Raw genomic sequence first — 26742 nt, forward strand, 5'->3', positions numbered from 1 at the left:
GTCAGCTAACCAGTATGCGCTCGATCGCGGCGCGATTCAGCCCCTTCAGGCCGATGACGACGAGACGCGAGCGGCGGTCGTCGGCAGCCGTCCAGGCGCGGTCGTAATAGTGGTTGACGCGTGGGCCGACGGCCTGGACCAGAAGCCGCATCGGCTTGCCGCCGACATCGACAAAGCCCTTCACGCGCAGCACGTTTTCTTGTTCGGCAGCTGTCGCCACGCGCTTGGCCAGCGCGTCGGGATCGGAGATCGCCGGAAGCTCGATGATGAAGGAGTCAAAATCGTCGTGCTCGTGGTCGAGTTCGTCGTCATGATGGGTCTTGCGGTTCTCGATGTCGTCCTCGACGGCCAAACCGAGGCCGAGCAGCACCGAGGGATCGACCTTGCCCTGCGCGGTCGGGACAATTTTCACGGCACGCGACAGATGCTCGCTGATGATCGCGTTGGCGCGGGCGCTGCCGGCGGCGTCGAGCAGATCGCTCTTCGACAGAATAATAAGATCGGCGCAGGCTACCTGATCCTCGAACACTTCCTCGACCGGATCGTCATGATCGAGCGAATCGTCTTCCTGGCGCTGCGCCTGCAGAGCATCGAGGTCGGATGCGACCTTGCCAGCGGCCAGTGCCGGGCCGTCCACCACGGCGACGACGCCATCGACGGTCACGCGGCTCTTCACGCTCGGCCATTGGAAGGCCTGCACCAGCGGCTTGGGCAGCGCCAGGCCGGAGGTCTCGATGATGATGTGATCAACCTTTGGCTCCAGCGCCAGGATCTGGTCCAGCGCCGGCACGAAATCGTCGGCGACGGTGCAGCACAGGCAGCCATTGGCCAGTTCGACGATGTTTTCCTCCGGGCAGGCATCCACGCCGCAGCCTTTGAGGATTTCGCCATCGATGCCGATATCGCCGAATTCGTTGACGATCAGGGCCAGCCGGCGGCCATTGGCGTTTTCGAGGATGTGGCGGATCAGCGTAGTCTTTCCGGCGCCGAGAAAGCCGGTGACGACGGTGCAGGGAACGCGGGCGGCGGAAGCGGTCATGAATTGTCCTTCAGGAGATCGAGGGGAGGGATGCGCGCGACGAGGCCGCGCTTGAGGCTGTCGGGGCGGCCGCGCCACGGCAGGATGCCGTCGGTCGAGGTCGCGAAAAGCTTTGCGCCGGTGATCAGGTCGGGTCCGCTTTCGGTCGTGAGGTCGCCGAAGACGTAGCTCCACGAGCCGTCGCGCAGCAGGGCAGCGCTCAGACGACGCTTGCAGTTGCCGAGGCATTCGACCTGCCTGACGGCGATGTTCTCGGGCGCTGCGGCGCGAATCGCACCTTGGGCTAGATGCTCGCCGGCGCGGGGCCGGGCATCCGAGCCGGTTTCGTCGCGACAGGAGGAGCAGACGAGAATCGTTACGCCGGGCGCACCCAAATCATGGGCGTCCTCGACCAGTTGGATAGGATTGCCGTCGGCTTTCACAGAATCATGCTCCTTGCCCGGGACACCCGCCAGGCGGTCGGATTTTTCGTCTGACGGCAGGTCTCCTGGCTCGCGGGTCGTCGCTTCATGCCGCCTTCCCGGGAAAAATCCCAGTGGCTGTCGGCCTTCGGCTATCCGCTTACAGTTGCGGGGACAGCTGCGGACTTGGGCATGTTCGCCCGGCACCGCATTCCCTCTTAGCCCCTCCCTTTGCGGAGAGGGGACCGTCGCGGGCGAATTTAGGCGGTGGTGCCTTGCGCTGTCAACGCGTGGTTACGACGCGATTATGTCGGCCAACGCCGGGGCGAGGTCTCCGGCGGGCGATATCTCGATGCGATCGAGTTCGAGCCAGGACATCATCAGGCGCAGTTCTTCGATGAGAGCTGCGGCAGTGTGGTCCGGCGCGCCCGGTTCGGCATAGGCAGCGAGCACGCGCAGGACACGGCCCGGTCGGTCCGCCTTCACATCGATGCGCGCCACAATCGCGTCGCCGAGCAGGAAGGGCAGGACATAATAGCCATACTGCCGCTTTTCGGCGGGCGTGTAGATCTCGATGCGGTAGCGGAAATTGAACAGGCGCTCCGTGCGGGCGCGTTCCCAGACCAGCGGGTCGAAGGGGGCGAGGAGGGCGCGGGCCTCGACCTTGCGGGGGATGCGGGCACCGGCATGAAGCCAGGCCTGATGGGTCCAGCCTTTGACCCTGATGGGCAGAAGCTCGCCCGATTCGACGAGCTCCTCGATGCGGCCCTTCATGTCGGCGGGCGAAAGGCGGAAATAGTCGCGCAGGTCGCTGTAGGTGGCGATGCCGAGCGCGCGAGCCGAAATGCGCAGCAAGTCGCGATGCGCGTCGGGAGCCGACGGAATGGGCGCATTATATATGGAGGCGGGCAGGACGCGCTCGGGCAGGTCATAAAGACGCTCGAAGCCACGGCGCGAAGATGTTGTGATCCGCCCGGCCCAGAACAGCCATTCGAAAGCGTGTTTCTCGTCGCTCCAGCCCCACCAGCCGCCCGAGCCCTTGGCGCCATCGATGTCGGAAGCCGCGATCGGGCCTCGGTTGCGGACTTCCTGATAAATCTCATCGATCAGGCCTTCATTCTCCCGCGCCCATTTCGCCAGCCCGGTGTACATTTCCTCGTGGCGGCCTGCGCGCTCCATGCGCCAGCGCATCAGCGGATAGGTTTCGACCGGAAGGAATGATGCCTCATGCGCCCAGTATTCAAAGAGCGCACGTTTTCGTGATGTGGCAGCGTTGTCGAGTAACGCGCGCGGGTAGGGGCCAAGCCGCGAGAACAGCGGCATGTAATGCGCCCGCACCACCGCACTGACGGAATCGATCTGCAGCAAGCCTATGCGCGAAAGCACCTTGTTGAGATGTCGCCGGTCGATGGTCCCTGTCGGTCGTGGATCGGCAAAACCCTGGGCGGCGAGCGCGATGCGTCGCGCCATGGCAAGCGGGATCGTTTCCTTCATTCTTCGGCCGTCCGGATATGCATGAGGCGGGTGTCTTTGCGTCAACTGGAATCGAAATGTGGAGTTCAGCCTAGCAGGCCTGCGACGGGAATTGTGTCAGGATAAAAAGTGGAGTAAAAAGGTAAGGAAATCAAATGCGCCTTGTGCAACGCAAATCGCGGAAAAGCGATTGGCGTAGCCATGCTTTCGCCAAGGTTTGACTTGCGTCCCCCGATTGCCTGCGCTAACCCTCGCCGCGTTGCAGCATAGTTTCTCGCCGCGGCCTTCGTAGGCAATCTGTCGCGGTCTGGCGGTTCGACTCAATGCTATAATTCAGGCCGATCGGCCACCAACGGAAAGTCGGAGCATGAGCGCGCTCTTAAGTTCATATCTTCCCATCGTCATTTTCATCGGCGTGGCCCTCGTGGTCGGGCTGGCGCTGATCGCAGCGCCCTTCCTCGTGGCCTACCGAAATCCGGATCCGGAAAAGCTGTCGGCCTATGAGTGCGGCTTCAATTCGTTCGACGATGCGCGCATGAAGTTCGACATCCGCTTTTATCTGGTTTCCATTCTCTTCATCATCTTCGACCTTGAAGTGGCCTTCCTGTTTCCGTGGGCGGTTTCCTTCGGCAAGATCGGCATGCTCGGCTTCTGGTCGATGATGGTCTTCCTGGCGGTGCTCACCATCGGCTTCATCTACGAATGGAAAAAAGGAGCGCTGGAATGGGATTGAACGACATGTCTCCCACAATGGTCGCTGCCAAGCCCAAGGGCATTCTCGATCCGAACACCGGCAAGCCGATCGGCGCCGATGATCCGTTCGTGATGGACATCAACAACGAGCTTTCCGACAAGGGCTTCATCGTCACCTCGTCGGAGGCGCTGATCACCTGGGCGCGCACCGGCTCGCTGATGTGGATGACCTTCGGTCTCGCCTGCTGCGCCGTCGAGATGATGCACATCTCCATGCCGCGCTACGACGCCGAGCGCTTCGGCATCGCGCCGCGCGCTTCTCCGCGCCAGTCGGACGTGATGATCGTTGCCGGCACGCTGACCAACAAGATGGCTCCCGCGCTGCGCAAGGTCTACGACCAGATGCCCGAGCCGCGTTACGTCATTTCCATGGGCTCCTGCGCCAATGGCGGCGGCTATTACCACTATTCCTATTCGGTCGTGCGCGGTTGCGACCGCGTGGTGCCGGTGGACATCTATGTACCCGGCTGCCCGCCGACCGCGGAAGCGCTGCTCTACGGCATTCTTCTCCTCCAGAAGAAGATTCGCCGCACCGGCACGATCGAACGGTGATTTTCGATGAGTGAAGCCCTCAAGGACCTTGCGGCCTATCTGGCCGAAAAGCTGGACGGAAAGATCGGTGAAGCTGTCATCGCTTATGGCGAGTTGACGCTTTCTCTCGAAGCCGGCGATATCGTCAGCGTCGCCAGCTTCCTGCGCAACGACGTGCAGTGCCAGTTCATCTCGATGATCGACGTTTGCGGTGCCGATTACCCGGCGCGTCTGAAGCGTTTCGACGTCGTCTATCATCTTCTGTCGCCGCGCCAGAACCTGCGCATCCGCCTCAAGGTGATGACCGACGAGGATACGCCGGTTCCTTCGCTGACGGGCGTCTATCCCGGCGCGGACTGGTTCGAGCGCGAAGCCTACGATCTCTACGGCATCCTGTTTTCCGGCCACCCGGATCTGCGCCGCCTGCTGACCGATTATGGCTTCGAAGGCCATCCGCTGCGCAAGGATTTTCCGCTGACGGGGTTCGTCGAGGTTCGCTACGACGACGAAGCCAAGCGGGTCGTCTACGAGCCTGTCGAGCTTAAACAGGAATTTCGCAATTTTGACTTCCTGTCGCCATGGGAAGGGACGGACTACGTCCTGCCGGGCGATGAAAAGGCGAAGCAGTAAATGGCTGAAACCTCCGTTCGCAATTTCAACATCAACTTTGGCCCGCAGCATCCGGCCGCGCACGGCGTTTTGCGCCTCGTGCTGGAACTCGACGGTGAAGTCGTCGACCGCGTCGATCCGCATATCGGCCTGCTGCATCGTGGCACCGAGAAGCTGATCGAGCACAAGACCTATCTGCAGGCGATCCCTTATTTCGACCGGCTCGACTATGTCGCGCCGATGAACCAGGAGCATGCTTTTGCGCTGGCGGTCGAGCGCCTGCTCGGCATCGAAGTGCCCAAGCGCGGCCAGCTCATTCGCGTGCTCTATTCCGAGATCGGCCGCATCCTCAACCACCTGCTCAACATCACCACGCAAGCGATGGACGTCGGCGCGCTGACGCCGCCGCTCTGGGGTTTCGAGGAACGCGAAAAGCTCATGGTGTTTTATGAGCGTGCCTGCGGCGCGCGCATGCATGCGGCCTATTTCCGTCCGGGCGGCGTCCATCAGGACCTGCCGCAGAAGCTGGTCGAGGACATTGGCAAGTGGATCGACCCGTTCCTGCAGACGGTGAAGAACCTCGACGACCTGCTTACCGGCAACCGCATCTTCAAGCAGCGCAACGTCGATATCGGCGTGGTTTCGCTGGAAGACGCCTGGGCCTGGGGTTTTTCGGGCGTCATGGTGCGCGGTTCGGGCGCTGCCTGGGACCTGCGCAAGTCGCAGCCATACGAATGCTATTCCGAACTGGAATTCGACATTCCGATCGGCAAGAACGGCGATTGCTACGACCGCTATCTGCTGCGCATGGAAGAAATGCGCCAGTCGGCCAAGATCATGCGCCAGTGCGTCGATCTTCTGCTCGGCAAGGAAGGCGCCGGACCGGTCTCCAATCTCGACGGCAAGGTGGTTCCGCCCAAGCGCGACGCCATGAAGCGGTCGATGGAAGCGCTGATCCATCACTTCAAGCTCTACACCGAAGGCTACCACGTGCCGGCCGGCGAGGTTTATGCGGCCGTCGAAGCGCCCAAGGGCGAGTTCGGCGTCTATCTCGTCTCAGACGGCACCAACAAGCCCTATCGCTGCAAGCTGCGTGCGCCCGGTTTCGCGCATCTCCAGGCGATGGATTTCCTCTGCCGCGGCCACATGCTGGCCGACGTCACCGCCGTTCTCGGCTCCCTCGACATCGTGTTTGGTGAGGTCGATCGCTAAATGTCCGTTCGCCGTCTCGCAGAAGCTTCAGTCCAGCCCGCGTCATTCGCGTTCAATCGCGCTCTTGCCGCGCAGGCGAAGAACTGGATCAAGAAGTACCCCAAGGGCCGCGAACAGTCGGCCGTTATTCCGCTGCTGATGCTTGCGCAGGAGCAGGAAGGCTGGGTCACGCGCGCCGCGATCGAGCATATCGCCGAGACGCTTGAGATGCCGCTGATCCGTGTGCTGGAGGTCGCGACCTTCTACACGCAGTTCCAGCTCAAGCCGGTCGGCACGCGTGCCCATATCCAGGTTTGCGGCACCACGCCCTGCATGCTGCGCGGTTCGGAAGCGCTGATGGATGTCTGCCGCTCGAAAATCCATCACGACCAGTTCCATCTCAATGACTCCGGCACGCTGTCGTGGGAAGAGGTCGAGTGCCTCGGCGCCTGCGTCAACGCACCGATGATCATGGTGTTCAAGGATACCTATGAGGACCTGACGCCGGAGCGGCTTGCCGAGATCATCGACCTGTTCGATGCCGGCAAGGGTGCTTCGGTGACGCCCGGCCCGCAGATCGACCGCATTTATTCCGGTCCACAGACTGGCCTGACCTCGCTTCAGGATGAAAAGACGGTCCTGAAATCCACGCGCGACAAGGAAGCAAAGGCGGAAGCCAAGACAGGGCCCGCTGATGCAGGCGCGACCGTTCCCCCGTCGCAGGCTGCCAAGCCGAAGACTGCCGCCGCCGAGACCAACGGCACGGTAAAGTCGCCGTCGCCGGTCAAGGCAAGTGCGAAGGCCGAGGAGCAGGCGAGTGTTGCGGCACCCGCTCTCGACAAGGCTGCTGCGAACAAGACTGCGGCCTCAGTCGAAGGCGTTTCCAAGCAGCGCAAGGGCGCTACTGCGAAAGCCGAGCCGGCTTCCGCTTTCAAGTCGCCCGAACTTTCAAAGCCTGCCACCAAGAAGGCGGCCAAGCCATCGCTCGACCACAAGGATCGGCCTGCCGGCATCGAAAAGCCTGCGGCAGTCGATGATCTCAAGTTGATTTCGGGCGTCGGCCCGAAGATTGAGGGCATCCTGCATTCGCTCGGCATCTACACCTTCGCGCAGGTCGCTTCGTGGAAGAAGGCCGAGCGCGAGTGGGTCGACGGCTATCTGAGCTTCCACGGCCGCATCGAGCGCGAGGATTGGGTCAAGCAGGCCAAGGCTCTCGCCAAGGGTGGTGTCGCCGAATATATCCGCGTCTTCGGCAAGAAGCCGGTCTGAGGGACGAAAAATGCTTCAGGACAAAGACCGTATCTTTACCAATATCTACGGCCGCTTCGACAAGTCGTTGAAGGGCGCGATGTCGCGCGGCGCTTGGGACAACACCGCAGGTCTCATCGCCAAGGGCCGCGACTGGATCGTCAACGAAATGAAGGCTTCAGGCCTTCGTGGTCGTGGCGGCGCTGGCTTCCCGACCGGCCTGAAATGGTCGTTCATGCCCAAGCAGAGCACTGATGGCCGGCCATCCTATCTGGTGGTCAATGCCGACGAGTCCGAGCCGGGCACCTGCAAGGACCGCGAAATCCTGCGCCACGACCCGCATACGCTGGTCGAGGGCTGCCTGATCGCCGGTTTCGCCATGGGCGCGATCGCGGCCTACATCTATGTGCGCGGCGAATTCATCCGCGAGCGCGAGGCGCTGCAGCGTGCGGTCGACGAGGCCTATGACGCCGGGCTGATCGGCAAGGGCAACAAGAACGGCTACGATTTCGACATCTACGTCCATCACGGCGCCGGCGCCTATATCTGCGGCGAAGAGACTGCGCTGCTCGAAAGCCTGGAAGGCAAGAAGGGCCAGCCGCGCCTGAAGCCGCCGTTCCCGGCCAATGTCGGCCTCTATGGCTGCCCGACGACGGTCAACAATGTCGAGTCGATCGCGGTCGCACCGACCATCCTGCGCCGCGGTGCTGCATGGTTCTCGTCGTTTGGCCGCCCGAACAATGTCGGCACCAAGCTTTTCTGCATTTCCGGCCACGTCAACAACCCGTGCACCGTCGAAGAGGCGATGTCGATTCCGTTCCGCGAGCTGATCGAAAAGCATTGCGGCGGCATTCGCGGCGGCTGGGACAATCTCCTGGCGGTCATTCCGGGCGGCGCTTCGGTGCCGCTGGTGCCGGCCGAGCAGATCATCGACGTGCCGATGGATTTCGACGCGCTGCGCGACCTGAAGTCGGGTCTCGGCACGGCTGCTGTCATCGTCATGGACAAGTCGACCGATGTCGTGAAGGCGATCGCGCGGCTGTCCTACTTCTACAAGCACGAAAGTTGCGGCCAGTGCACGCCATGCCGTGAGGGCACGGGCTGGATGTGGCGCGTGATGGAGCGTCTGGTGCGCGGTGAAGCGCAGAAGCGTGAGATCGACATGCTGCTCGACGTGACCAAGCAGGTGGAAGGCCACACGATCTGCGCGCTGGGTGACGCTGCCGCATGGCCGATCCAGGGCCTGATCCGGCATTTCCGTCCGGAGATCGAGCGCCGCATCGACGAGTTCACCCGCAACGCCCATCGCGCCGAGCCGGCGCTGGTGGCGGCCGAATAAACAAAAGACGCAGACTTAAAGTTCAAAAGGGAAACGAGCAGGACAGGGACCAACGGAAACCGGCTTAGGAGCAAGCCATGTCGATGTTTTCCATACCCGATCACTTGATACCTGACGTGAAACAGTTCGAAGAGATGAACAAGGAAATCAACGCGTTGCTGCCGAAGGAGTTTGCCGGCGCCATCAATCTGATGGCGCATCCGGTGGCGGGCGCGTCTGCGTTTTCGGCACTCGGGTTCGGCCTTGCCAGCCAGGCTTTCGGCATCTGGATGGGTACTGTGGCAGGCGCCATGCAGGCATCGCAGCAGTTCTTGGGGTCTCTGGCCGACGAGGAAATCGAAGAGGCCGCAGCCCCCACACCCAAGGAAAAGCCGGCCGCGACCAAGGCCCGCGCTACTGCCAAGACGCTGATCGCCGACGCGCGCTCGATCGCCAAAGAGCTGAGCGAGACGACGGCAAAACTTGGCGATGTCGCCGAGGTCAAGGAGACGGCCAAGCCTGACGCGGGCATCGTTTCTGCTGATGCAAATGCGAAATCGGAACCCCGGCAACCCAAGGCGCTTGAGCGCCCGCAGACACCGGACGACCTGAAGCAGATTTCCGGCATCGGACCGAAGCTCGAGCAGGTTCTGAACGGGCTCGGCATCTGGACCTACGGGCAGATCGCGAAATTGGAAGCCGCCGAGATCGGCTGGGTTGAGGATTATCTTTCGTTCAAGGGACGTATCGGACGTGACGACTGGATTGGCCAGGCAGAGAAATTGGCGCGCAACGCCAAGGCGAAGAGCTGAGTTGGGCAAGGCCGAGACGATGGCGATGGAGATACACGACAAACGCGATGTTCTCGACGTGCGTGACGCCACGGTGGCGAACTCGCGCTTCGACAACACGAACCTGTCCAACACGCAGTTCCACAACACGAATTTGTCGAATACGGCGTTCGTAGACGTGCTGTTGTGCAATTCGCGCATTGTCGACGCCAACATGTCGAACGCGTATTTCTCCGACATCGACCTGACGAATGTGAAGATCGAGAAAGCGAATATCGCCGGGATGACGATCAACGGCATCGCCGTCGATCAACTTCTGAAAGACTACGAAGCGGCGCAGGCCGCCGGGGGCAAGTGATGGCTAAACTCAAGGTCGACGGCACAGAGATCGAAGTTCCCGATCACTACACGCTTCTGCAGGCGGCGGAAGAAGCAGGCGCGGAAGTACCGCGCTTCTGCTTCCACGAGCGTCTTTCGATTGCCGGCAACTGCCGCATGTGCCTGATCGAGGTGAAGGGCGGACCGCCCAAGCCGGCGGCATCCTGTGCCATGGGTGTGCGCGACCTGCGCCCCGGCCCGAATGGCGAGGCGCCGGAAATCTTCACCAACACGCCGATGGTCAAGAAGGCCCGCGAAGGCGTGATGGAGTTCCTGCTGATCAACCATCCGCTGGACTGCCCGATCTGCGATCAGGGCGGCGAATGCGACCTGCAGGACCAGGCGATGGCCTTCGGCGTGGATTCGTCGCGCTACAAGGAAAACAAGCGCGCCGTCGAAGACAAATATATCGGCCCGCTCGTCAAGACGATCATGAACCGCTGCATCCATTGCACGCGCTGCGTCCGTTTCACCACGGAAGTCGCTGGCATTTCGGAACTCGGCCTGATCGGCCGCGGCGAGGATGCAGAAATCACCACCTATCTCGAAGAGGCGATGACCTCCGAGTTGCAGGGCAACGTCATCGACCTTTGCCCGGTCGGCGCGCTGACCTCCAAGCCCTACGCCTTCCAGGCGCGTCCGTGGGAGCTGACCAAGACCGAATCCATCGACGTCATGGACGCCGTCGGCTCGGCCATCCGCGTGGATTCGCGTGGCCGTGAAGTGATGCGCGTCATGCCGCGCGTCAACGAGCAGGTGAACGAGGAGTGGATCTCCGACAAGACCCGCTTCATCTGGGACGGGCTGCGCACGCAGCGCCTCGACCGGCCCTATGTGCGCCGCGACGGCAAGCTCCAGCCGGCAAGCTGGGCGGAAGCCTTTGCAGCCATCAAGGGTGCGGTATCGAAGACCTCTGGCGACAGGATCGGCGCGATTGCCGGCGATCTCGCAGCCGTTGAGGAAATCTACGCGCTGAAGCAGCTCATGGCTTCTCTCGGCTCGGCCAATATCGACAGCCGGCAGGATGGCGCAGCGCTCGACCCGTCGCTCGGCCGCGCCAGCTACATCTTCAACCCGACGATCGAAGGCATCGAACAGGCTGACGCCGTGCTGATCATCGGCGCCAATCCGCGCTTCGAGGCTTCGGTGCTCAATGCCCGCATTCGCAAGCGCTGGCGCATCGGAAACCTGCCGGTCGGCGTCATCGGCGATATGGGCGACCTGCGCTACGACTACGAAATGCTCGGCGCCGGTCCTGACTCGCTCAAGGAGCTTGCGGACGGCAAGGGTAAGTTCTTCTCGGTTCTGAAGAAGGCTACCCGCCCGCTGATCATCGTCGGGCAGGGCGCTCTGGCGCGCGAAGACGGTGCGGCAGTGCTCGGCCTTGCGGCAGCACTTGCGGGTTCCGTCGAAGCCGTGACGGACGAGTGGAACGGTTTTGCCGTGCTGCATACGGCGGCCGCGCGCGTCGGCGCACTCGATGTCGGTTTCGTGCCGGGCGAGGGCGGCAAGAACGTCGCGCAGATGCTTGGTGGTACCGACGTGCTGTTCCTGCTCGGCGCTGACGAGCTTGACCTGAAAGCTGCCGGCGATGCTTTCGTCGTCTATGTCGGCACGCACGGCGATGCCGGCGCACACCGCGCCGATGTCATCCTGCCGGGAGCTGCCTATACGGAAAAGTCCGGCACCTATGTGAACACGGAAGGCCGGGTCCAGCAGACCAACCGCGCCGGTTTCGCGCCGGGCGATGCCAAGGAAGACTGGGCGATCCTGCGCGCACTTTCGGACGTGCTCGGCCACAAGCTGCCGTTCGATTCGCTGCCGCAACTTCGCGCCAGGCTCTATGAGGCGCATCCGCATCTGGCGGAGATCGACGAGATCGCCGCCGGCAACGCTGCCGACATCGCCAATGTTGCGAAGCTTGGCGGCAAGATCGGCAAGGCGGCTTTCGTATCGCCGGTCGCGGATTTCTACCTGACCAACCCGATCGCGCGGGCTTCCGCCGTCATGGCCGAGTGTTCGGTCCTGGCGAAGGGCGGCTTCAAGCAGGCAGCCGAGTAGGACGAACATGGATACTTTCTTCTCAATCTACGTCCTGCCCGGGCTGATCATGCTGCTGAAGTCAGTGGTGATGATCGTCGTCCTGCTGATCTTCGTCGCCTATATTCTCTACGCCGACCGCAAGATCTGGGCGGCGGTCCAGCTGCGTCGCGGCCCGAACGTCGTCGGGCCGTTCGGCCTGCTGCAATCCTTCGCCGATCTGTTCAAGTTCGTCTTCAAGGAACCGGTCATCCCATCCGGCGCCAACAAGGGTGTTTTTCTCCTGGCGCCGCTGGTGTCCGCTGTTCTGGCGCTGGCCGCCTGGGCGGTCATCCCGGTCAATGAAGGCTGGGCGATTGCCAACATCAATGTCGGCATCCTCTACGTCTTCGCCATCTCCTCGCTCGAGGTCTATGGCGTCATCATGGGCGGCTGGGCCTCGAACTCGAAATATCCGTTCCTCGGCGCACTTCGCTCGGCCGCGCAGATGGTGTCCTACGAAGTCTCCATCGGCTTCGTCATCGTCACTGTGCTGCTCTGCGTCGGCTCGCTCAATCTCACCGATATCGTGCTGTCGCAGCGCGATGGCATCGGCACCATACTTGGCCTGCCCAATACCTTCCTCGACTGGCACTGGCTGGCGCTGTTCCCGATGTTCGTCATCTTCTTCATCTCGGCGCTCGCCGAGACGAACCGGCCGCCTTTCGATCTGGTGGAGGCGGAGTCCGAGCTCGTCGCCGGCCACATGATCGAATATTCGTCGACGCCGTTCCTGCTGTTCTTCCTCGGCGAGTATGTCGCGATCGTGCTGATGTGCGCGCTCACCACCATCCTGTTCCTGGGTGGCTGGCTGCCGCCGTTCGATTTCGCACCGTTCACCTGGGTGCCGGGCGTTATCTGGTTCGTGCTGAAGGTCTGCTTCGTCTTCTTCATGTTCGCCATGGTGAAGGCCTTTGTGCCGCGCTACCGCTACGACCAGCTGATGCGCCTTGGCTGGAAGGTGTTCCTGCCGATCTCGCTGTTCATGGTCGTGGCAACCGCCGCGTTCCTGAAGATCACGGGACTGGCGTGATGGGCGCGGGCACGATCGGCATTCTGGTCGGGCTGGTGATCGCGGCGGCGGATTTCCTGCTGCTGCGGATGCTGGCCGGCCGGGTCGATCTGCCCGAGACCAAGCGCGTGCTTAACATTACCGGCCTGAGCCAGTTCGTGCTCCTGCCCATCATCGGCTACTTCGTAGCCCCATACGTAATCGGAGATTGACGATGTCAGCTCTAGCCCAGGCCGCCAAATCGCTGCTCCTCAAGGAGTTCGTCGGCGCCTTCTTCCTGTCGATGCGGATGTTCTTTTCGCCCAAGCCGACGCTGAACTACCCGCATGAGAAGGGTCCGGTCAGCCCGCGCTTCCGTGGTGAGCATGCGCTGCGCCGCTATCCGAATGGCGAGGAACGCTGCATCGCCTGCAAGCTGTGCGAGGCGATCTGCCCGGCACAGGCCATCACCATCGAAGCCGGACCGCGCCGCAACGACGGCACGCGCCGCACGGTTCGTTACGACATCGACATGGTGAAGTGCATCTATTGCGGCTTCTGCCAGGAAGCATGCCCGGTGGATGCGATCGTCGAGGGACCGAATTTCGAATTCGCGACGGAAACGCGCGAGGAGCTCTACTACGACAAGGACAAGCTTCTGGCGAATGGCGACAGGTGGGAGCGCGAGCTTGCGCGCAACATCTCTTTGGATGCGCCCTATCGCTAAGACGAGAATCATGGACGAGCCGGGATTGCTCGTCTAAGGAACACGCGGTTTTGCCGACCGGAGGCGGTGGCGAACCCAAGCGAGCCCGGTGCAATGCCGGGGCTTGAGAAGGAAACTGGGGGAACCCAATGCTGAATGGACTAGAGGCGGCCTTTTTCTACCTCTTTGCCTTTATTGCCGTGGCGTCGGCCTTCATGGTCATCTCCGCGCGCAATCCTGTGCATTCGGTTCTCTATCTGATCCTGACGTTCTTCAACGCGGCGGGCCTGTTCCTGCTGACGGGCGCCGAATTCCTGGCGATGATCCTGCTGGTCGTTTATGTCGGCGCGGTGGCGGTGCTGTTCCTGTTCGTCGTCATGATGCTGGACGTCGACTTTGCCGAGCTGAAGTCGGGCGCGCTGCAATATGCGCCGATCGGCGCGCTGGTCGGGTTGATCCTTGCCGCCGAGCTTATCGTCGTCACCGGCGGCTATGCCTTTGCGCCGCAGCTTGCGACCGCGGTCGCCAAGCCGACGCCGGATATCGCGACGCGCACCAACACGGCCGCACTCGGCGACATCCTTTACACGGATTACATTTTCTACTTCCAGGTGGCCGGCCTGATCCTGCTGGTCGCGATGATCGGCGCGATCGTGCTGACGCTGCGCCACAAGGAAGGCGTCAAGCGCCAGAGCATTTCGGCGCAGGTAGCCCGCACGCCGGAGACCGGAATGGAAATCAAAAAAGTCGAGACGGGCAAGGGAATCTGACGATGGAAGTCGGCATCGCACACTATCTGACCCTTTCGGCGATCCTGTTCACGCTCGGCGTGTTCGGCATCTTCCTGAACCGCAAGAACGTCATCGTCATCCTGATGTCGATCGAGCTCATCCTGCTGGCGGTCAACATCAACTTCGTGGCCTTTTCGGCAGCGCTCGGCGACATGGTCGGCCAGGTCTTCGCACTGTTCGTGCTGACGGTCGCCGCCGCCGAAGCGGCCATCGGCCTTGCTATTCTCGTCGTCTTCTTCCGCAACCGCGGTTCGATCGCGGTCGAAGACGTCAACATGATGAAGGGTTGACGGGACACAACCATGTACCAGGCAATCGTCTTCCTTCCGCTTCTGGGCTTCCTGATCGTCGGCCTTTTCGGCACGTCGCTCGGCGCAAAGGCATCCGAATACATCACCTCGGGCTTCCTGGTGATCGCGGCCGTTCTTTCGTGGGTCGCGTTCTTCCAGGTCGGCTTCGGCGAGAGCGAAGTGTTCACCGTGCCGGTGCTGCGCTTCATCGATTCCGGTTCGATGCAGGCCGATTGGGCGCTGCGCATCGATACGCTGACGGTGGTCATGCTCGTCGTCGTCAACACCGTATCGGCGCTCGTGCATATCTATTCGATCGGCTACATGCACCACGACCCGCATCGGCCGCGCTTCTTCGCCTATCTGTCGCTGTTCACCTTCGCCATGCTGATGCTGGTGACGGCGGACAACCTCGTGCAGATGTTCTTCGGTTGGGAAGGGGTGGGTCTTGCGTCCTACCTGCTGATCGGCTTCTGGTACAAGAAGCCGTCGGCCAATGCCGCCGCCATCAAGGCATTCGTCGTCAACCGCGTCGGCGATTTCGGCTTCATCCTCGGCATCTTCGGTGTGTTCGTGCTGTTCGGTTCGGTCAGCTTCGATGCGATCTTCGCAACTGCAGCCTCTTACGCTCCGGTTGAAGGCGCGCATGAGGCAACCGCTGCCGTGTTCAACTTCCTCGGCTACGAACTCGATCGCGGTGCGGCGCTTACCGTCATCTGCCTGCTGCTGTTCATGGGCGCCATGGGCAAGTCGGCGCAGGTGCCGCTGCACACCTGGCTGCCGGACGCGATGGAAGGCCCGACGCCGGTGTCGGCGCTTATCCATGCCGCGACCATGGTCACCGCCGGCGTCTTCATGCTGGCACGCCTGTCGCCGATCTTCGAGCTGTCGCACACCGCGCTCACCGTCGTGACTTTTATCGGCGCTCTGACTGCCTTCTTCGCGGCGACCGTCGGCCTGGTGCAGAACGACATCAAGCGCGTCATCGCCTATTCGACCTGTTCGCAGCTCGGCTACATGTTCGTCGCGCTCGGCATGGGCTTCTACTCGGCGGCGATCTTCCACCTGTTCACGCATGCCTTCTTCAAGGCGCTGCTGTTCCTCGGTTCGGGCTCGGTCATCCATGCCGTCTCCGACGAGCAGGACATGCGCAAGATGGGCGGCCTGCGCAAGCTGATCCCGACCACCTACTGGATGATGGTCATCGGCACGCTGGCGCTGACCGGCGTCGGCATCCCGGCGACGATCATCGGCACCGCCGGCTTCTTCTCCAAGGACGCGATCATCGAAGGTTCCTTCGTCGGCCATAACCCGGCTGCCGGCTTTGCCTTCATCGCCCTGGTCATCGCTGCCGTGTTCACCAGCTTCTATTCATGGCGTCTGATCTTCATGACGTTCCACGGCAAGCCGCGCGCTACCGCCGATGTCATGCATCACGTCCATGAATCGCCGCCGGTCATGCTGGTGCCGCTGTTCATACTCGCTGTCGGCGCGCTCTTTGCCGGCGTCATCTTCCACGACCACTTCATCGGCGAGGGCTATTCCGAGTTCTGGAAGGCCGCGCTCTACATCCTGCCGGAAAACCACATCCTGCATGATTTCCACAGCGTGCCGGTGTGGGTGAAGCTGGCGCCGTTTGCGGCCATGATCATCGGCTTTGGCGTCGCTTACCAGTTCTACATCCGCTCGCCGGAGACGCCGAAGTACCTCGCCAGCCAGCATCGCGGCCTCTACGCGTTTCTGCTGAACAAGTGGTATTTCGACGAGCTTTACGACTTCCTGTTCGTGCGTCCGGCCAAGCGGCTTGGCACGTTCCTCTGGAAGAAGGGCGACGGTGCCGTCATTGACGGCCTCGGCCCGGATGGCATCTCGGCCCGCGTGGTCGACGTCACCAACCGCGTCGTCAAGCTTCAGACCGGATATCTCTATCACTACGCATTCGTCATGCTGATCGGCGTCGCCGCCCTCGTCACCTGGATGATGCTCGGGAGCACTTTCTGATGACCGACTGGCCAATTCTTTCTACGGTCACGTTCCTGCCGCTGGTCGGCGCATTCCTGATCCTGCTGATCAGGGATGACAACGACAGCGCGCGGCGCAACATCCGCAACGTCGCGTTGCTGACGACGGTGTTCACCTTCCTGCTTTCGATCTTCATCTGGGCCGGCTTCGACAATGCCAATCCGGGTTTCCAGATGGTCGAGAAGTCGGCATGGCTGGATTCAGGCATCTCCTATCATATGGGCGTCGACGGCATTTCGATGCTGTTCGTCATCCTGACGACGTTCCTGATGCCGCTCTGCATCCTGGCGAGCTGGCAGGCGATCGAGCATCGCGTCAAGGAATACATGATCGCGTTCCTGATCCTGGAAACGCTGATGATCGGCGTGTTCTGCGCGCTGGATATCGTGCTGTTCTACGTATTCTTCGAAGCCGGCCTGATCCCGATGTTCATCATCATCGGCGTCTGGGGCGGCAAGCGCCGCGTCTATGCCAGCTTCAAGTTCTTCCTCTACACGCTGCTCGGTTCGGTGCTGATGCTGCTCGCCATCATGGCGATGTTCTGGCAGGCCGGCACGACCGACATCCCGACGCTTTTGACGCACAGCTTCCCGGCTCATATGCAGACATGGCTGTGGCTGGCCTTCTTCGCCTCCTTCGCGGTGAAGATGCCGATGTGGCCTGTTCACACATGGTTGCCCGACGCACACGTTGAAGCGCCGACGGCGGGCTCGGTCATCCTGGCCGGCATTCTCCTGAAGATGGGCGGTTACGGCTTCCTGCGCTTCTCGCTGCCGATGTTCCCGGAGGCTTCGCTCTATTTCCAGCCGCTGGTTTTCGCGCTTTCCGTCATCGCCATCATCTACACCTCGCTGGTGGCGCTGATGCAGGAGGACATGAAGAAGCTGATCGCCTATTCGTCGGTCGCTCACATGGGCTACGTGACCATGGGCATCTTCGCGCTCAACCAGGAAGGCATCCAGGGTTCCATCTTCCAGATGCTGTCGCATGGTCTGGTCTCCGGCGCGCTCTTCCTTTGCGTCGGCGTGGTCTATGACCGCATGCACACCCGCGAGATCGCGGCCTATGGCGGCCTCGTCAACAACATGCCGAAATATGCGGTGGTGTTCCTGATCTTCACCATGGCCAATGTCGGCCTGCCCGGCACCAGCGGTTTCGTCGGCGAGTTCCTGACGCTGCTCGGCGCCTACAAGGCCAACACCTGGGTGGCGCTGTTTGCCGCGACGGGCGTGATCCTGTCGGCCGGTTATGCATTGTGGCTCTACCGCAAGGTGATCTTCGGTGCGCTGTCGAAGGAAAGCCTCAAGAGCCTGCTCGACCTTTCTACGCGCGAAAAGGCGATCATCTACCCGCTGGTCGTGCTCACCATCTTCTTCGGCGTCTACCCGGCTCCGGTCCTCGACGCGACCGCAGCCTCGGTGCAGGCGCTGGTCAACAACATCACCGTATCGCTCGACGCCGCGAAAACCGCGGCTGCGAACTGACAGGGACGGGCATATGACGCCGGAACTTTACTCAAGCCTCTCGCTGGCCCTGCCGGAACTGATCATCGCTGGCGGTGCGCTGGTGCTGCTTATGATCGGCGTCTATTCGGGCGAGCGCGCCAACAGCACCGTGACCGGGCTCGCCGTTGCGATCCTGATCGGAGCGGGCGCGTGGATGCTGCTGTTCGGTGGCACAGGCAAGGCGTTCGGCAATGTCTTCGTCAGTGACCCGTTCGCGGTGTTCATGAAGGTGCTGATGCTGGTCGGCTCTGCCGTGACGCTGATCATGTCGGTCGGTTTTGCCAAGGCGGAAAAGTTCGACAAGTTCGAATATCCGGTTCTGATCCTGCTCTCGACCGTCGGCATGATGCTGATGATCTCGGCCAACGACATGATCACGCTCTATCTCGGCCTCGAACTGCAGTCGCTGGCGCTCTATGTCGTCGCTGCGATCAACCGCGACAGCGTGCGCTCGACCGAAGCCGGCCTGAAGTATTTCGTCCTCGGCGCGCTGTCGTCGGGCATGCTGCTCTACGGTATTTCGCTGGTCTACGGCTACACCGGTCACACCGGCTTCGATGCGATTGCAGCCACGCTCTCGGGCGCCGACCGCCAGCTTGGCCTGGTCTTCGGCCTGGTGTTCGTGCTTGCGGGCGTCGCCTTCAAGATCTCGGCCGTGCCGTTCCACATGTGGACGCCGGACGTCTATGAAGGCGCTCCGACGCCGGTGACAGCGTTCTTTGCCTCCGCGCCGAAGATGGCGGCGATGGCGCTGATGGTGCGCATCACCATGACCGCTTTCGAGCCGATCGCCGCCGACTGGCAGCAGATCGTTGTCTTCATCTCCATCGCCTCGATGGTGTTGGGTTCTTTTGCCGCCATCGGCCAGAAGAACATCAAGCGCCTGATGGCCTATTCGTCGATCGGCCATGTCGGCTTCGCGCTGGTCGGCCTTGCCGCCAACACCGAGACCGGCGTGCGCGGCGTTGCCATCTATATGCTGATCTATCTGGTGATGACGCTAGGCACCTTCGCCTTCATCCTCGCCATGCGGCGCAAGGACGGCAATGTCGAGCAGATCAGCGATCTCGCCGGACTCTCGACCACCAACCCCATGATGGCGACAATCCTGACCATCCTGATGTTCTCGCTGGCCGGCATTCCGCCGCTCGCAGGCTTCTGGGCCAAGTGGTACGTCTTCCTCGCCGCCATCAACGCCAATCTCTACACGCTTGCCGTCATCGGCGTGTTGGCCTCGGTGGTGGGCGCTTACTACTATCTGCGCATCATCAAGATCATGTGGTTCGACGAGCCGGTCGGCGGCTTCCTGCCGATGGCTGGCGAGCTGCGGCTGGTGCTTGGCGCTTCCGGCGCGTTCGTCCTGTTCTACGTGTTCTTCGGCGGGCCTGTCGGGCGTGTGGCTGAGGCCGCTGCCAAGACGTTCTTCTGACGGCATGGGATTCCAGCTCGCTCCGACCGCAGTAGCCGAAGGCTTTCGCCTCGAAGCGCATGACACTGTCAGCTCGACCAACATCATCGCCTTGGAGCGGGCGCGGGAAGGGGACGCGGGCAGGATCTGGGTCGTCTCCAAGCGTCAGGAAAGCGGGCGCGGCCGCCGGGGCCGCGTCTGGGCGACGCCGGAAGGCAATCTTGCCGCAACGCTGTTGCTGATTACCGGTCGCGATCTGAAAATGGCTGCCACGCTCGGCTTCGTTGCCGGACTGGCGCTGGCCGACGCACTCAACGCCGTGGTGCCGAACGGACGCATCGCGATTGCGCCCGATGGTGGCAGCGGCGAGCGCGGAAACCGTTTCGAGCTGAAATGGCCGAACGATGTCCTGGCGCAGGGCGGCAAGCTTGCCGGCATCCTGCTTGAATCGACAATGCTCGACGGGGATCGTGTAGCATTGGCCATTGGCATCGGCGTCAATGTCGTCGCATATCCCGAGGACGTTCCCTATCCGGCGACGTCGCTGAAAGCGCTGGGCGCGACTTGCGACGCCGAGACGCTGTTTCTTGCGCTCTCGGACGCATGGAGCGAAAATATGCGTCGATGGGACGAAGGGCGAGGGCTGGAACATATCCGCCAGCGCTGGTTGTCGCGTGCCGCCGGGCTTGGCGGACAGGTAGCGGTTCGGGTCGACGGGAATATCATTCGCGGCGTGTTCGAAACCATCGACGAGGACTGCCGTTTCGTCATTCGCGACGATAGCGGCGCGATCCAGAAAATTGCTGCCGGCGATGTGCATTTCGGTGCGGTCGCGTCGGCCGGCGCGGCCTGAACGGCCTGAGAGGAAAGAGAATGGCGAAATCGCGAGAAGCCGAACTCGTATTCGCGCCGCTGGGCGGCGTTGGCGAGATCGGCATGAACTTCGCGCTCTATGGCTTCGGGCCGGTCGACAAGCGCGAGTGGCTCATCGTCGATGTCGGCGTGACATTCCCGGATGCGACGCTTCCCGGCGTCGATCTGGTGCTGCCCGACACGCGTTTCATCGAAGGCGAGCTGCACAATCTTCGCGGCATCGTCATTACCCACGCCCATGAGGATCACTACGGCGCATTGCTCGACCTCTGGCCGCGCCTGAAGGCGCCGGTCTGGATGACGCCGTTCTCTGCCGGCCTGCTGGAAGCAAAGCGTCAATCTGAAAGCGGCGCGCCGAAGGTGCCGGTGACGATCTATCGCGCCGGCGAGACCTTTACCGTGGGACCGTTCACGGTCGAGGCCATCCCGGTCAGCCACTCCATTCCCGAGCCGGTTTCTCTTGCCATCACCACGCCGCTGGGCACTGTCATCCACACCGGTGACTGGAAGATCGATCCCGCACCGGAAATCGGCCCGAAGACCGACGAGGCGCGGTTCCGCGCGCTCGGCGACAAGGGCGTTCTGGCGCTGATCTGCGATTCCACCAACGCTTTGCGCGAGGGCGACTCGCCATCGGAGCAGGCGGTGGGCGAGGGCATTCGCGGCGTCATCGAAAAGGCTCCCGGCCGCGTAGCGGTCACAACCTTCTCGTCCAATGTCGGGCGTATCCGCTCCATTGCCGAGGCCGCACGTGACACCGGCCGCCAGGTCCTGCTGCTCGGCCGCTCTTTGAAACGCGTCGTCGATGTCGCCTCGGAGCTTGGCTACATGGACGGCCTGCCGGAGTTCGTCTCCGAGGAAGACTACGGCTACATTCCGCGCGAAAACCTCGTCGTTATCTGCACCGGCAGCCAGGGCGAATCGCGGGCAGCGCTTGCCAAGCTGGCGCGCGACGAGATGAAGACCGTGGCATTGTCGCCGGGCGACATCGTCGTCTTTTCCTCGCGCACCATTCCGGGCAACGAAAAGGCCATTCTCGAGATCAAGAACCAGCTCATCGATCAGGGCATGAAGATCATCGAGGACAGCGACGCGCTGGTGCATGTGTCGGGCCATCCGCGCCGCAGTGAGTTGCGGCGCATGTATGAGTGGACGCGCCCGCGTATCGCGGTGCCGGTCCATGGCGAAGCAGCGCATCTCGTGGCGCATGGGTCGCTTGCCACGGCCTGCGGCGTGCCGGAAGTGGCGCAGGTGCGCGACGGCGACATGCTGCGGCTCGCACCGGGTGCGGCCGAAATCATCGACCAGGTGCCGTTCGGCCGCGTTTACAAGGACGGCAAGCTGATCGGCGACGACGAGGCTGTCGGCATCCGCGACCGCCGCAAACTGTCCTTTGCCGGTCACGTCGCCGTCAATGTCGTGCTCGACGACAAATATGAACTGTCCGGCGATCCCGATATCGTCGCCATCGGCGTAGCCCGAACCGACCAGCGGGGCGAAGATATCGAAGACCTGATGCTGGATGCGGCAATCGGCGCGGTCGACTCCATACCCCGTCAGCGCCGAAAAGACCTCGATCTTGTCCAGGAAGCGGTGCGCCGCGCCATTCGCTCGGCCGCCAACGAAGCTTGGGGCAAGAAACCGCTGGTGACGGTGTTCGTCACGAGGTGAGTGAGTAGTGAATAGGGAGTAGCGCGTAGCGAATAGCTTATGGATATTCGTTGCCTTGCTTGTTCCCTACTCGCTACTCGCTACTCCCTATTCACTGTCTCGGGGATGTGAACAATGCTAGGCCGTTTGAACCATGTCGCAATCGCGGTGCCGGATCTGGCAGCCGCAAGTGCCGTCTATCGCGACACGCTGGGCGCTACGCTGACCGAACCTCAGGCGCTGCCCGAGCATGGCGTGACGGTCGTGTTCATCAACACCGGCAACACCAAGATCGAGTTGCTCGAGCCGCTGGGGCAGGGGTCACCTATCGCTGCCTTCCTGGAAAAGAACCCGTCCGGCGGCATGCATCACATCTGCTACGAGGTCGATGACATCATCGCCGCCCGCGACCGCCTGAAAGCTGTCGGCGCACGTGTGCTGGGCGACGGCAATCCCAAGATCGGCGCCCACGGCAAGCCGGTGCTCTTTCTGCATCCCAAGGATTTTCTGGGAACGCTGGTCGAACTGGAACAGGTGTAGTCATGAGCTGGATTTCGGTCGCCGCGATCTACTTCATCATCTGGTGGACGGTGCTGTTCGCCACACTGCCTTTCGGCCTGAAGACGCAGGACGAGAGCGACGACGTTACGCTTGGCACCGTGCCGAGTGCGCCCGGACGTCCCCATATGCGAAAGACCGTCATTCGCACGACAATCGTCTCGCTGATCATCTTCGGTATTTTCTATTACGTCACCAAGGTGATGGGCCTTGGTTTCGACGATATTCCGAGCCTGGTTCCTGAATCGATCCTGCACGCGGGCTAATCGCATCGTCTGATGCTCGCTGCCATGCGGGTCCGATCAATACTCTAATATATGATAATTTTAGTCTAGTATTTAAGACTAACGCTGGTTAAGCTGCAGCATTCCTTCGCACCTTATGGGTCTGAGGGAAGTCGGCTAAGCTGTTGACTGCACAAAAAAAATGCAAGGCACAAGGCCTTGCAAATTAAACGCGTCCGATCTGCTTTCCGTCACCGGCGGCTGCGTATTATCGCGCCTAGATCGCATCCTCCCAAGACTTTGACCGCGTAGGAGGGCAGATTTTGCTCCGCCCTCTCAGTTATCGAGGCACACTAGACCAAGCTGCGATGAATTGTCACTAACAATTTTGCGTAAATAGCCCACTACATGTGCTGCACTGCACAATAAACGCGCAGCCTTTGCTCGAAAAGCCGTCAGGCCGGTTTTGCGAAGGTGCGGCGGGAGGTCCGGGTTTCAATTCCGCCATGAAATGGCTATGAAGCGCAGGCAGGCAACACTGCGTCGGTGCCGATTCCGGCATTGATCTGCTTCTCTTTCTTTTATGGACTTCTACATGCGGCTATCGCGCTATTTCCTGCCCATCCTTAAAGAGAATCCCCGCGAGGCCGAAATCGTCTCGCATCGGCTGATGCTGCGTGCCGGCATGATCCGGCAGCAGGCTGCGGGCAGCTTTTCCTGGCTGCCACTGGGCAAGCTGGTTCTCGACAAGATCTGCCGCATCATCCGCGAAGAACAGAACCGCGCCGGCGCGCTGGAAATCCTGATGCCGACCATCCAGTCGGCCGACCTGTGGCGCGAAAGCGGGCGCTATGACGATTATGGCGACGAGATGCTGCGCATCAAGGACCGCAACAAGCGCGACATGCTGTTCGGCCCGACCAACGAGGAGATGGTCACCGAGATTTTCCGGTCCTACGTCAGGACCTACAAGGACCTGCCGCTGAACCTCTATCATATCCAGTGGAAGTTCCGCGACGAGCGGCGCCCGCGCTTCGGCGTCATGCGCAGCCGAGAGTTCCTGATGAAGGATGCCTATTCCTTCGACCTCGATTTCGAGGGCGCGAAGGCGGCCTACAACCGCATGTTTGTTTCCTACCTGCGCACCTTCACGCGCCTGGGCCTGAAAGCCATTCCGATGCGCGCCGATACCGGCCCGATCGGCGGCGATCTCAGCCACGAATTCATCATCCTGGCCGACACCGGCGAAAGCCAGGTCTTCTGCCATCGTGACTTCCTCGAGCTGCCGGTGCCGGGTGAGGACACCGATTTCACCAATGACGGCGAGATCGGCGGCATCGTCAAGCAGTGGACGACGCCCTATGCGGCGACCGACGAGATGCACGACGAAGCCGCATGGGACGCGATCGGCGAAGGTGAGCGGCTTTCGGCGCGCGGCATCGAGGTCGGTCACATCTTCCACTTCGGCGAGAAATACTCGAAGCCGATGGGCGCCAAAGTCACCGGGCCTGACGGCAAGGACCACTTCGTCTCCATGGGTTCATACGGCATCGGCCCGAGCCGCCTGATTGCGGCGATCATCGAGGCTTCGCATGACGAAGCCGGCATCATCTGGCCGGAATCGGTCGCACCTTTCGATATCGGCCTGATCAACATGAAGGTCGGCGACGCCGAATGCGACCGTGTTTCTGAAGAGCTCTATGCGGCTCTCACGGCTGCGGGCAAGGACGTGCTCTACGACGACACCGACCAGCGGCCGGGCGGCAAGTTCGCCACCGCCGACCTGATCGGCCTGCCGTGGCAGCTGATCGTCGGACCGCGCGGCGTTGCAGCCGGCGAGGTCGAGATCAAGAACCGCCGCACCGGCGAGCGTGAGACGCTGCCGATCGCAGAGGCCACGAAACGCTTCGGGATCGCCGGATGAGCAAAGTCGCGGCCAAGCCGGCGGGCGCCGGGCCTTTTTCGGTCTTCGAACGCATGGTCGCGTGGCGCTACCTGCGTTCGCGCCGCAAGGAGACGGTGATCTCGGTCATCGCCTCGATCTCGTTCTTCGGCATCATGCTCGGCGTTGCGACGCTCATCGTCGTCATGGCGGTGATGAACGGCTTTCGCGCTGAGCTGCTCAGCCGCATCCTTGGCATAAATGGCCATCTCATCGTTCAGCCGATCGACACACCGCTGGACGACTATGCTGCGGTTGCCGGACGCATCAACGGTGTTGCCGGGGTTAAGTATGCGATCCCGCTGATCGACGGCCAGGTTCTGGCGCAAGGCGAGGTCGGTGCCGGAACCGGCGCGCTGGTGCGCGGCATACGCGGCGAGGACCTCGGCAAGATTTCGCTGGTTGCCAACAACATCAAGCAGGGCTCGCTCGTCGGCTTCGACACGAGCGAGGGCGTGGCGATCGGCCAGCGCATGGCTGACAATATGGGGCTGGCACTGGGCGATTCCATCACGCTCATCTCTCCCGACGGCGACATTACGCCGATGGGAACGACACCGCGCACGAAGGCATATCCGATCATTGCGATCTTCGAGGTCGGCATGTCGGAATATGACACGTCGATCGTCTACATGCCGCTTTCCGAAGCGCAGCTCTATTTCAATCTGGAAAACCGAGCCCAGACGATCGAGGTCTTCGTCGACAACCCCGACAACGTCGACACCTTGAAGCCGGCGGTGGAAGAGGCGGCGCAGAGGCCGGTGTTCATTTCCGATTGGCGCCAGCGCAACGAGACGTTCTTTTCAGCACTGCAGGTCGAGCGCAACGTCATGTTCATGATCCTGACGCTGATCGTTCTCGTGGCCGCGCTGAACATCATTTCCGGCCTGATCATGCTGGTGAAGGACAAGGGCCGCGATATCGCCATCCTGCGAACCATGGGCGCGACGCGCGGCGCGGTCATGCGCATCTTCCTGATGACGGGGGCGGCGATCGGCGTGACCGGCACCATTGCCGGCGTCATTCTCGGCATTATCGTCTGTCTCAACGTCGAATCGATCCGCCAGTTCTTCTCGTGGATTTCCGGCACGGTGCTGTTCAATCCGGAGCTCTACTTCCTGAGCAAGCTGCCGGCAAAGATGAATTTCGACGAGACGGCGACGGTCGTGGTGATGGCGCTTGTGCTGTCGTTCCTGGCGACGCTGTTTCCGGCATGGCGCGCGGCCAAGCTCGATCCGGTCGAGGCGCTGCGGTACGAATGATGGCAGGCAACGTGATTATCGAATTGAAGGGCGTCGAGCGGCACTATGTTCAGGGCTCGCGCAAGCTGACTATCCTCAACGGCGTGAACTTTTCGCTGAAGCGCGGCGAGATGGTGGCGCTGGTGGCGCCGTCGGGCGCGGGCAAGTCCACGCTGCTGCATACGGCGGGCCTGCTGGAACGGCCGGACGCCGGTGACGTGATCCTCAGCGGTCGCGCCTGCGGCCGTCTCTCCGACGATGACCGCACCGCCATACGCCGCAATGACATCGGCTTCGTCTATCAGTTCCATCATCTGCTGCCGGAGTTTTCGGCGCTCGAAAACATCATGATGCCGCAGCTGGTGAAGGGCCTGCCCAAGGCAGAGGCGAGCGCGCGCGCGGCGCAACTGCTCGACTACATGCAGATCGGCAAGCGCGGCCACCATCGGCCCGCTGAGCTTTCCGGCGGCGAGCAGCAGCGCGTGGCCATTGCCCGCGCCGTCGCCAATGCGCCGCTCGTGCTGATGGCAGACGAGCCGACTGGCAATCTCGACCCGGTAACGGCAGGCTACGTGTTTGACGCGCTGTCTGCGCTGGTCAAGCAGTCGGGACTTGCAGCGCTGATCGCCACCCACAACCACGAATTGGCCGCGCGCATGGACCGGCGCGTGACGCTTGCGGACGGCAAAGTCGTTCCGCTCTGAAGCCACCATTTTCGGCAATTCGCCGT

27 protein-coding genes and 1 riboswitch are annotated in these 26742 nt (G+C 61.9%); of the genes, 24 read left to right on the plus strand and 3 right to left on the minus strand.

Annotated elements, in window-relative coordinates; translation table 11 throughout:
• Position 1: 1 nt before the first annotated feature.
• From cobW to BM413_RS16445, 3 genes are all read right to left on the minus strand, one after another.
• The gene (cobW, locus tag BM413_RS16435; protein WP_091914915.1) at positions 2–1039 is read right to left on the minus strand and encodes a cobalamin biosynthesis protein CobW; all 1038 of its coding nucleotides are present in this window, start codon (positions 1037–1039) and stop codon (positions 2–4) included.
• Positions 1036–1461, minus strand: a complete 426-nt coding sequence (locus BM413_RS16440; RefSeq protein ID WP_091914917.1) for a DUF1636 family protein — start codon at positions 1459–1461, stop codon at positions 1036–1038. The genes cobW and BM413_RS16440 overlap by 4 nt, the downstream gene beginning before the upstream one ends.
• 37 nt (positions 1462–1498) lie before the next feature.
• Positions 1499–1705: riboswitch (cobalamin riboswitch) on the minus strand.
• Positions 1706–1734: 29 nt separating this feature from the next.
• Positions 1735–2934 carry a winged helix-turn-helix domain-containing protein gene (locus BM413_RS16445; protein ID WP_091914918.1) on the minus strand — a complete coding sequence of 400 codons (1200 nt, stop codon included), beginning with the start codon at positions 2932–2934 and terminating at the stop codon, positions 1735–1737.
• Between the two features lie 346 nt (positions 2935–3280).
• Here BM413_RS16445 and BM413_RS16450 point away from each other — a divergent pair, with 346 nt between their 5' ends.
• The 24 genes from BM413_RS16450 to BM413_RS16565 all read left to right on the plus strand — a co-directional run bounded on the left by BM413_RS16450 (position 3281) and on the right by BM413_RS16565 (position 26716).
• Entirely contained in the window at positions 3281–3646 is a 366-nt protein-coding gene (locus tag BM413_RS16450) for an NADH-quinone oxidoreductase subunit A (RefSeq protein WP_091914919.1), read from the plus strand.
• Positions 3637–4218 carry a NuoB/complex I 20 kDa subunit family protein gene (locus BM413_RS16455; RefSeq protein ID WP_091914920.1) on the plus strand — a complete coding sequence of 194 codons (582 nt, stop codon included), beginning with the start codon at positions 3637–3639 and terminating at the stop codon, positions 4216–4218. The genes BM413_RS16450 and BM413_RS16455 overlap by 10 nt, the downstream gene beginning before the upstream one ends.
• 6 nt (positions 4219–4224) lie before the next feature.
• Positions 4225–4827, plus strand: coding sequence for an NADH-quinone oxidoreductase subunit C (locus BM413_RS16460; RefSeq protein WP_091914921.1), 603 nt, complete (start codon positions 4225–4227; stop codon positions 4825–4827).
• The gene (locus BM413_RS16465) at positions 4828–6018 is read left to right on the plus strand and encodes an NADH-quinone oxidoreductase subunit D (protein WP_091914922.1); all 1191 of its coding nucleotides are present in this window, start codon (positions 4828–4830) and stop codon (positions 6016–6018) included.
• Positions 6019–7266: an NADH-quinone oxidoreductase subunit E gene (locus BM413_RS16470; RefSeq protein WP_091914923.1), complete on the plus strand. Its 1248-nt coding sequence runs from the start codon at positions 6019–6021 to the stop codon at positions 7264–7266.
• 10 nt (positions 7267–7276) lie between these two features.
• Positions 7277–8584, plus strand: a complete 1308-nt coding sequence (gene nuoF / locus BM413_RS16475; RefSeq protein WP_091914924.1) for an NADH-quinone oxidoreductase subunit NuoF — start codon at positions 7277–7279, stop codon at positions 8582–8584.
• Positions 8585–8661: 77 nt separating this feature from the next.
• Positions 8662–9375: an NADH-ubiquinone dehydrogenase gene (locus tag BM413_RS16480; protein WP_091914925.1), complete on the plus strand. Its 714-nt coding sequence runs from the start codon at positions 8662–8664 to the stop codon at positions 9373–9375.
• 19 nt (positions 9376–9394) lie between these two features.
• A complete protein-coding gene (locus BM413_RS16485) occupies positions 9395–9712 on the plus strand; it encodes a pentapeptide repeat-containing protein (protein WP_244537896.1) in 318 nt (105 codons plus the stop codon).
• Complete coding sequence (gene nuoG / locus BM413_RS16490) at positions 9712–11793, plus strand: NADH-quinone oxidoreductase subunit NuoG (RefSeq protein WP_091914926.1); 2082 nt, start codon at positions 9712–9714, stop codon at positions 11791–11793. The genes BM413_RS16485 and nuoG overlap by 1 nt, the downstream gene beginning before the upstream one ends.
• A gap of 7 nt (positions 11794–11800) precedes the next feature.
• Positions 11801–12844, plus strand: a complete 1044-nt coding sequence (gene nuoH / locus BM413_RS16495; protein WP_091914928.1) for an NADH-quinone oxidoreductase subunit NuoH — start codon at positions 11801–11803, stop codon at positions 12842–12844.
• Entirely contained in the window at positions 12844–13035 is a 192-nt protein-coding gene (locus BM413_RS16500) for a hypothetical protein (RefSeq protein ID WP_091914930.1), read from the plus strand. Before nuoH ends, BM413_RS16500 begins: the two co-directional genes overlap by 1 nt.
• A gap of 2 nt (positions 13036–13037) precedes the next feature.
• Positions 13038–13529 carry an NADH-quinone oxidoreductase subunit NuoI gene (gene nuoI / locus BM413_RS16505; RefSeq protein WP_091914932.1) on the plus strand — a complete coding sequence of 164 codons (492 nt, stop codon included), beginning with the start codon at positions 13038–13040 and terminating at the stop codon, positions 13527–13529.
• Positions 13530–13657: 128 nt separating this feature from the next.
• A complete protein-coding gene (locus BM413_RS16510) occupies positions 13658–14278 on the plus strand; it encodes an NADH-quinone oxidoreductase subunit J (RefSeq protein WP_091914934.1) in 621 nt (206 codons plus the stop codon).
• Positions 14279–14280: 2 nt separating this feature from the next.
• Positions 14281–14589, plus strand: coding sequence for an NADH-quinone oxidoreductase subunit NuoK (gene nuoK, locus BM413_RS16515; protein WP_091914936.1), 309 nt, complete (start codon positions 14281–14283; stop codon positions 14587–14589).
• Between the two features lie 12 nt (positions 14590–14601).
• Positions 14602–16590 carry an NADH-quinone oxidoreductase subunit L gene (gene nuoL, locus BM413_RS16520; RefSeq protein ID WP_091914938.1) on the plus strand — a complete coding sequence of 663 codons (1989 nt, stop codon included), beginning with the start codon at positions 14602–14604 and terminating at the stop codon, positions 16588–16590.
• Entirely contained in the window at positions 16590–18095 is a 1506-nt protein-coding gene (locus BM413_RS16525; RefSeq protein ID WP_091914940.1) for an NADH-quinone oxidoreductase subunit M, read from the plus strand. Before nuoL ends, BM413_RS16525 begins: the two co-directional genes overlap by 1 nt.
• Positions 18096–18108: 13 nt before the next feature.
• Complete coding sequence (nuoN, locus tag BM413_RS16530; protein ID WP_091914942.1) at positions 18109–19545, plus strand: NADH-quinone oxidoreductase subunit NuoN; 1437 nt, start codon at positions 18109–18111, stop codon at positions 19543–19545.
• A 4-nt stretch (positions 19546–19549) separates the two neighbouring features.
• A complete protein-coding gene (locus BM413_RS16535) occupies positions 19550–20377 on the plus strand; it encodes a biotin--[acetyl-CoA-carboxylase] ligase (protein ID WP_091914944.1) in 828 nt (275 codons plus the stop codon).
• Positions 20378–20397: 20 nt separating this feature from the next.
• Entirely contained in the window at positions 20398–22068 is a 1671-nt protein-coding gene (locus BM413_RS16540; RefSeq protein ID WP_091914945.1) for a ribonuclease J, read from the plus strand.
• A 114-nt stretch (positions 22069–22182) separates the two neighbouring features.
• On the plus strand, positions 22183–22587 hold the full coding sequence (mce, locus tag BM413_RS16545; RefSeq protein WP_091914947.1) for a methylmalonyl-CoA epimerase: 405 nt from the start codon (positions 22183–22185) through the stop codon (positions 22585–22587).
• 2 nt (positions 22588–22589) lie between these two features.
• The gene (locus tag BM413_RS16550) at positions 22590–22871 is read left to right on the plus strand and encodes a DUF1467 family protein (RefSeq protein ID WP_091914949.1); all 282 of its coding nucleotides are present in this window, start codon (positions 22590–22592) and stop codon (positions 22869–22871) included.
• 553 nt (positions 22872–23424) lie between these two features.
• Positions 23425–24753 (plus strand): proline--tRNA ligase, encoded by a 1329-nt coding sequence (gene proS / locus BM413_RS16555; RefSeq protein WP_091915097.1) that lies wholly within the window; start codon positions 23425–23427, stop codon positions 24751–24753.
• Entirely contained in the window at positions 24750–26033 is a 1284-nt protein-coding gene (locus BM413_RS16560) for a lipoprotein-releasing ABC transporter permease subunit (RefSeq protein WP_091914951.1), read from the plus strand. Before proS ends, BM413_RS16560 begins: the two co-directional genes overlap by 4 nt.
• Positions 26033–26716, plus strand: coding sequence for an ABC transporter ATP-binding protein (locus BM413_RS16565; RefSeq protein WP_091915099.1), 684 nt, complete (start codon positions 26033–26035; stop codon positions 26714–26716). The genes BM413_RS16560 and BM413_RS16565 overlap by 1 nt, the downstream gene beginning before the upstream one ends.
• Positions 26717–26742 lie beyond the last annotated feature (26 nt).

The sequence above is a fragment of the Mesorhizobium sp. YR577 genome (genome assembly GCF_900116595.1).
GTDB lineage: Bacteria > Pseudomonadota > Alphaproteobacteria > Rhizobiales > Rhizobiaceae > Mesorhizobium_M.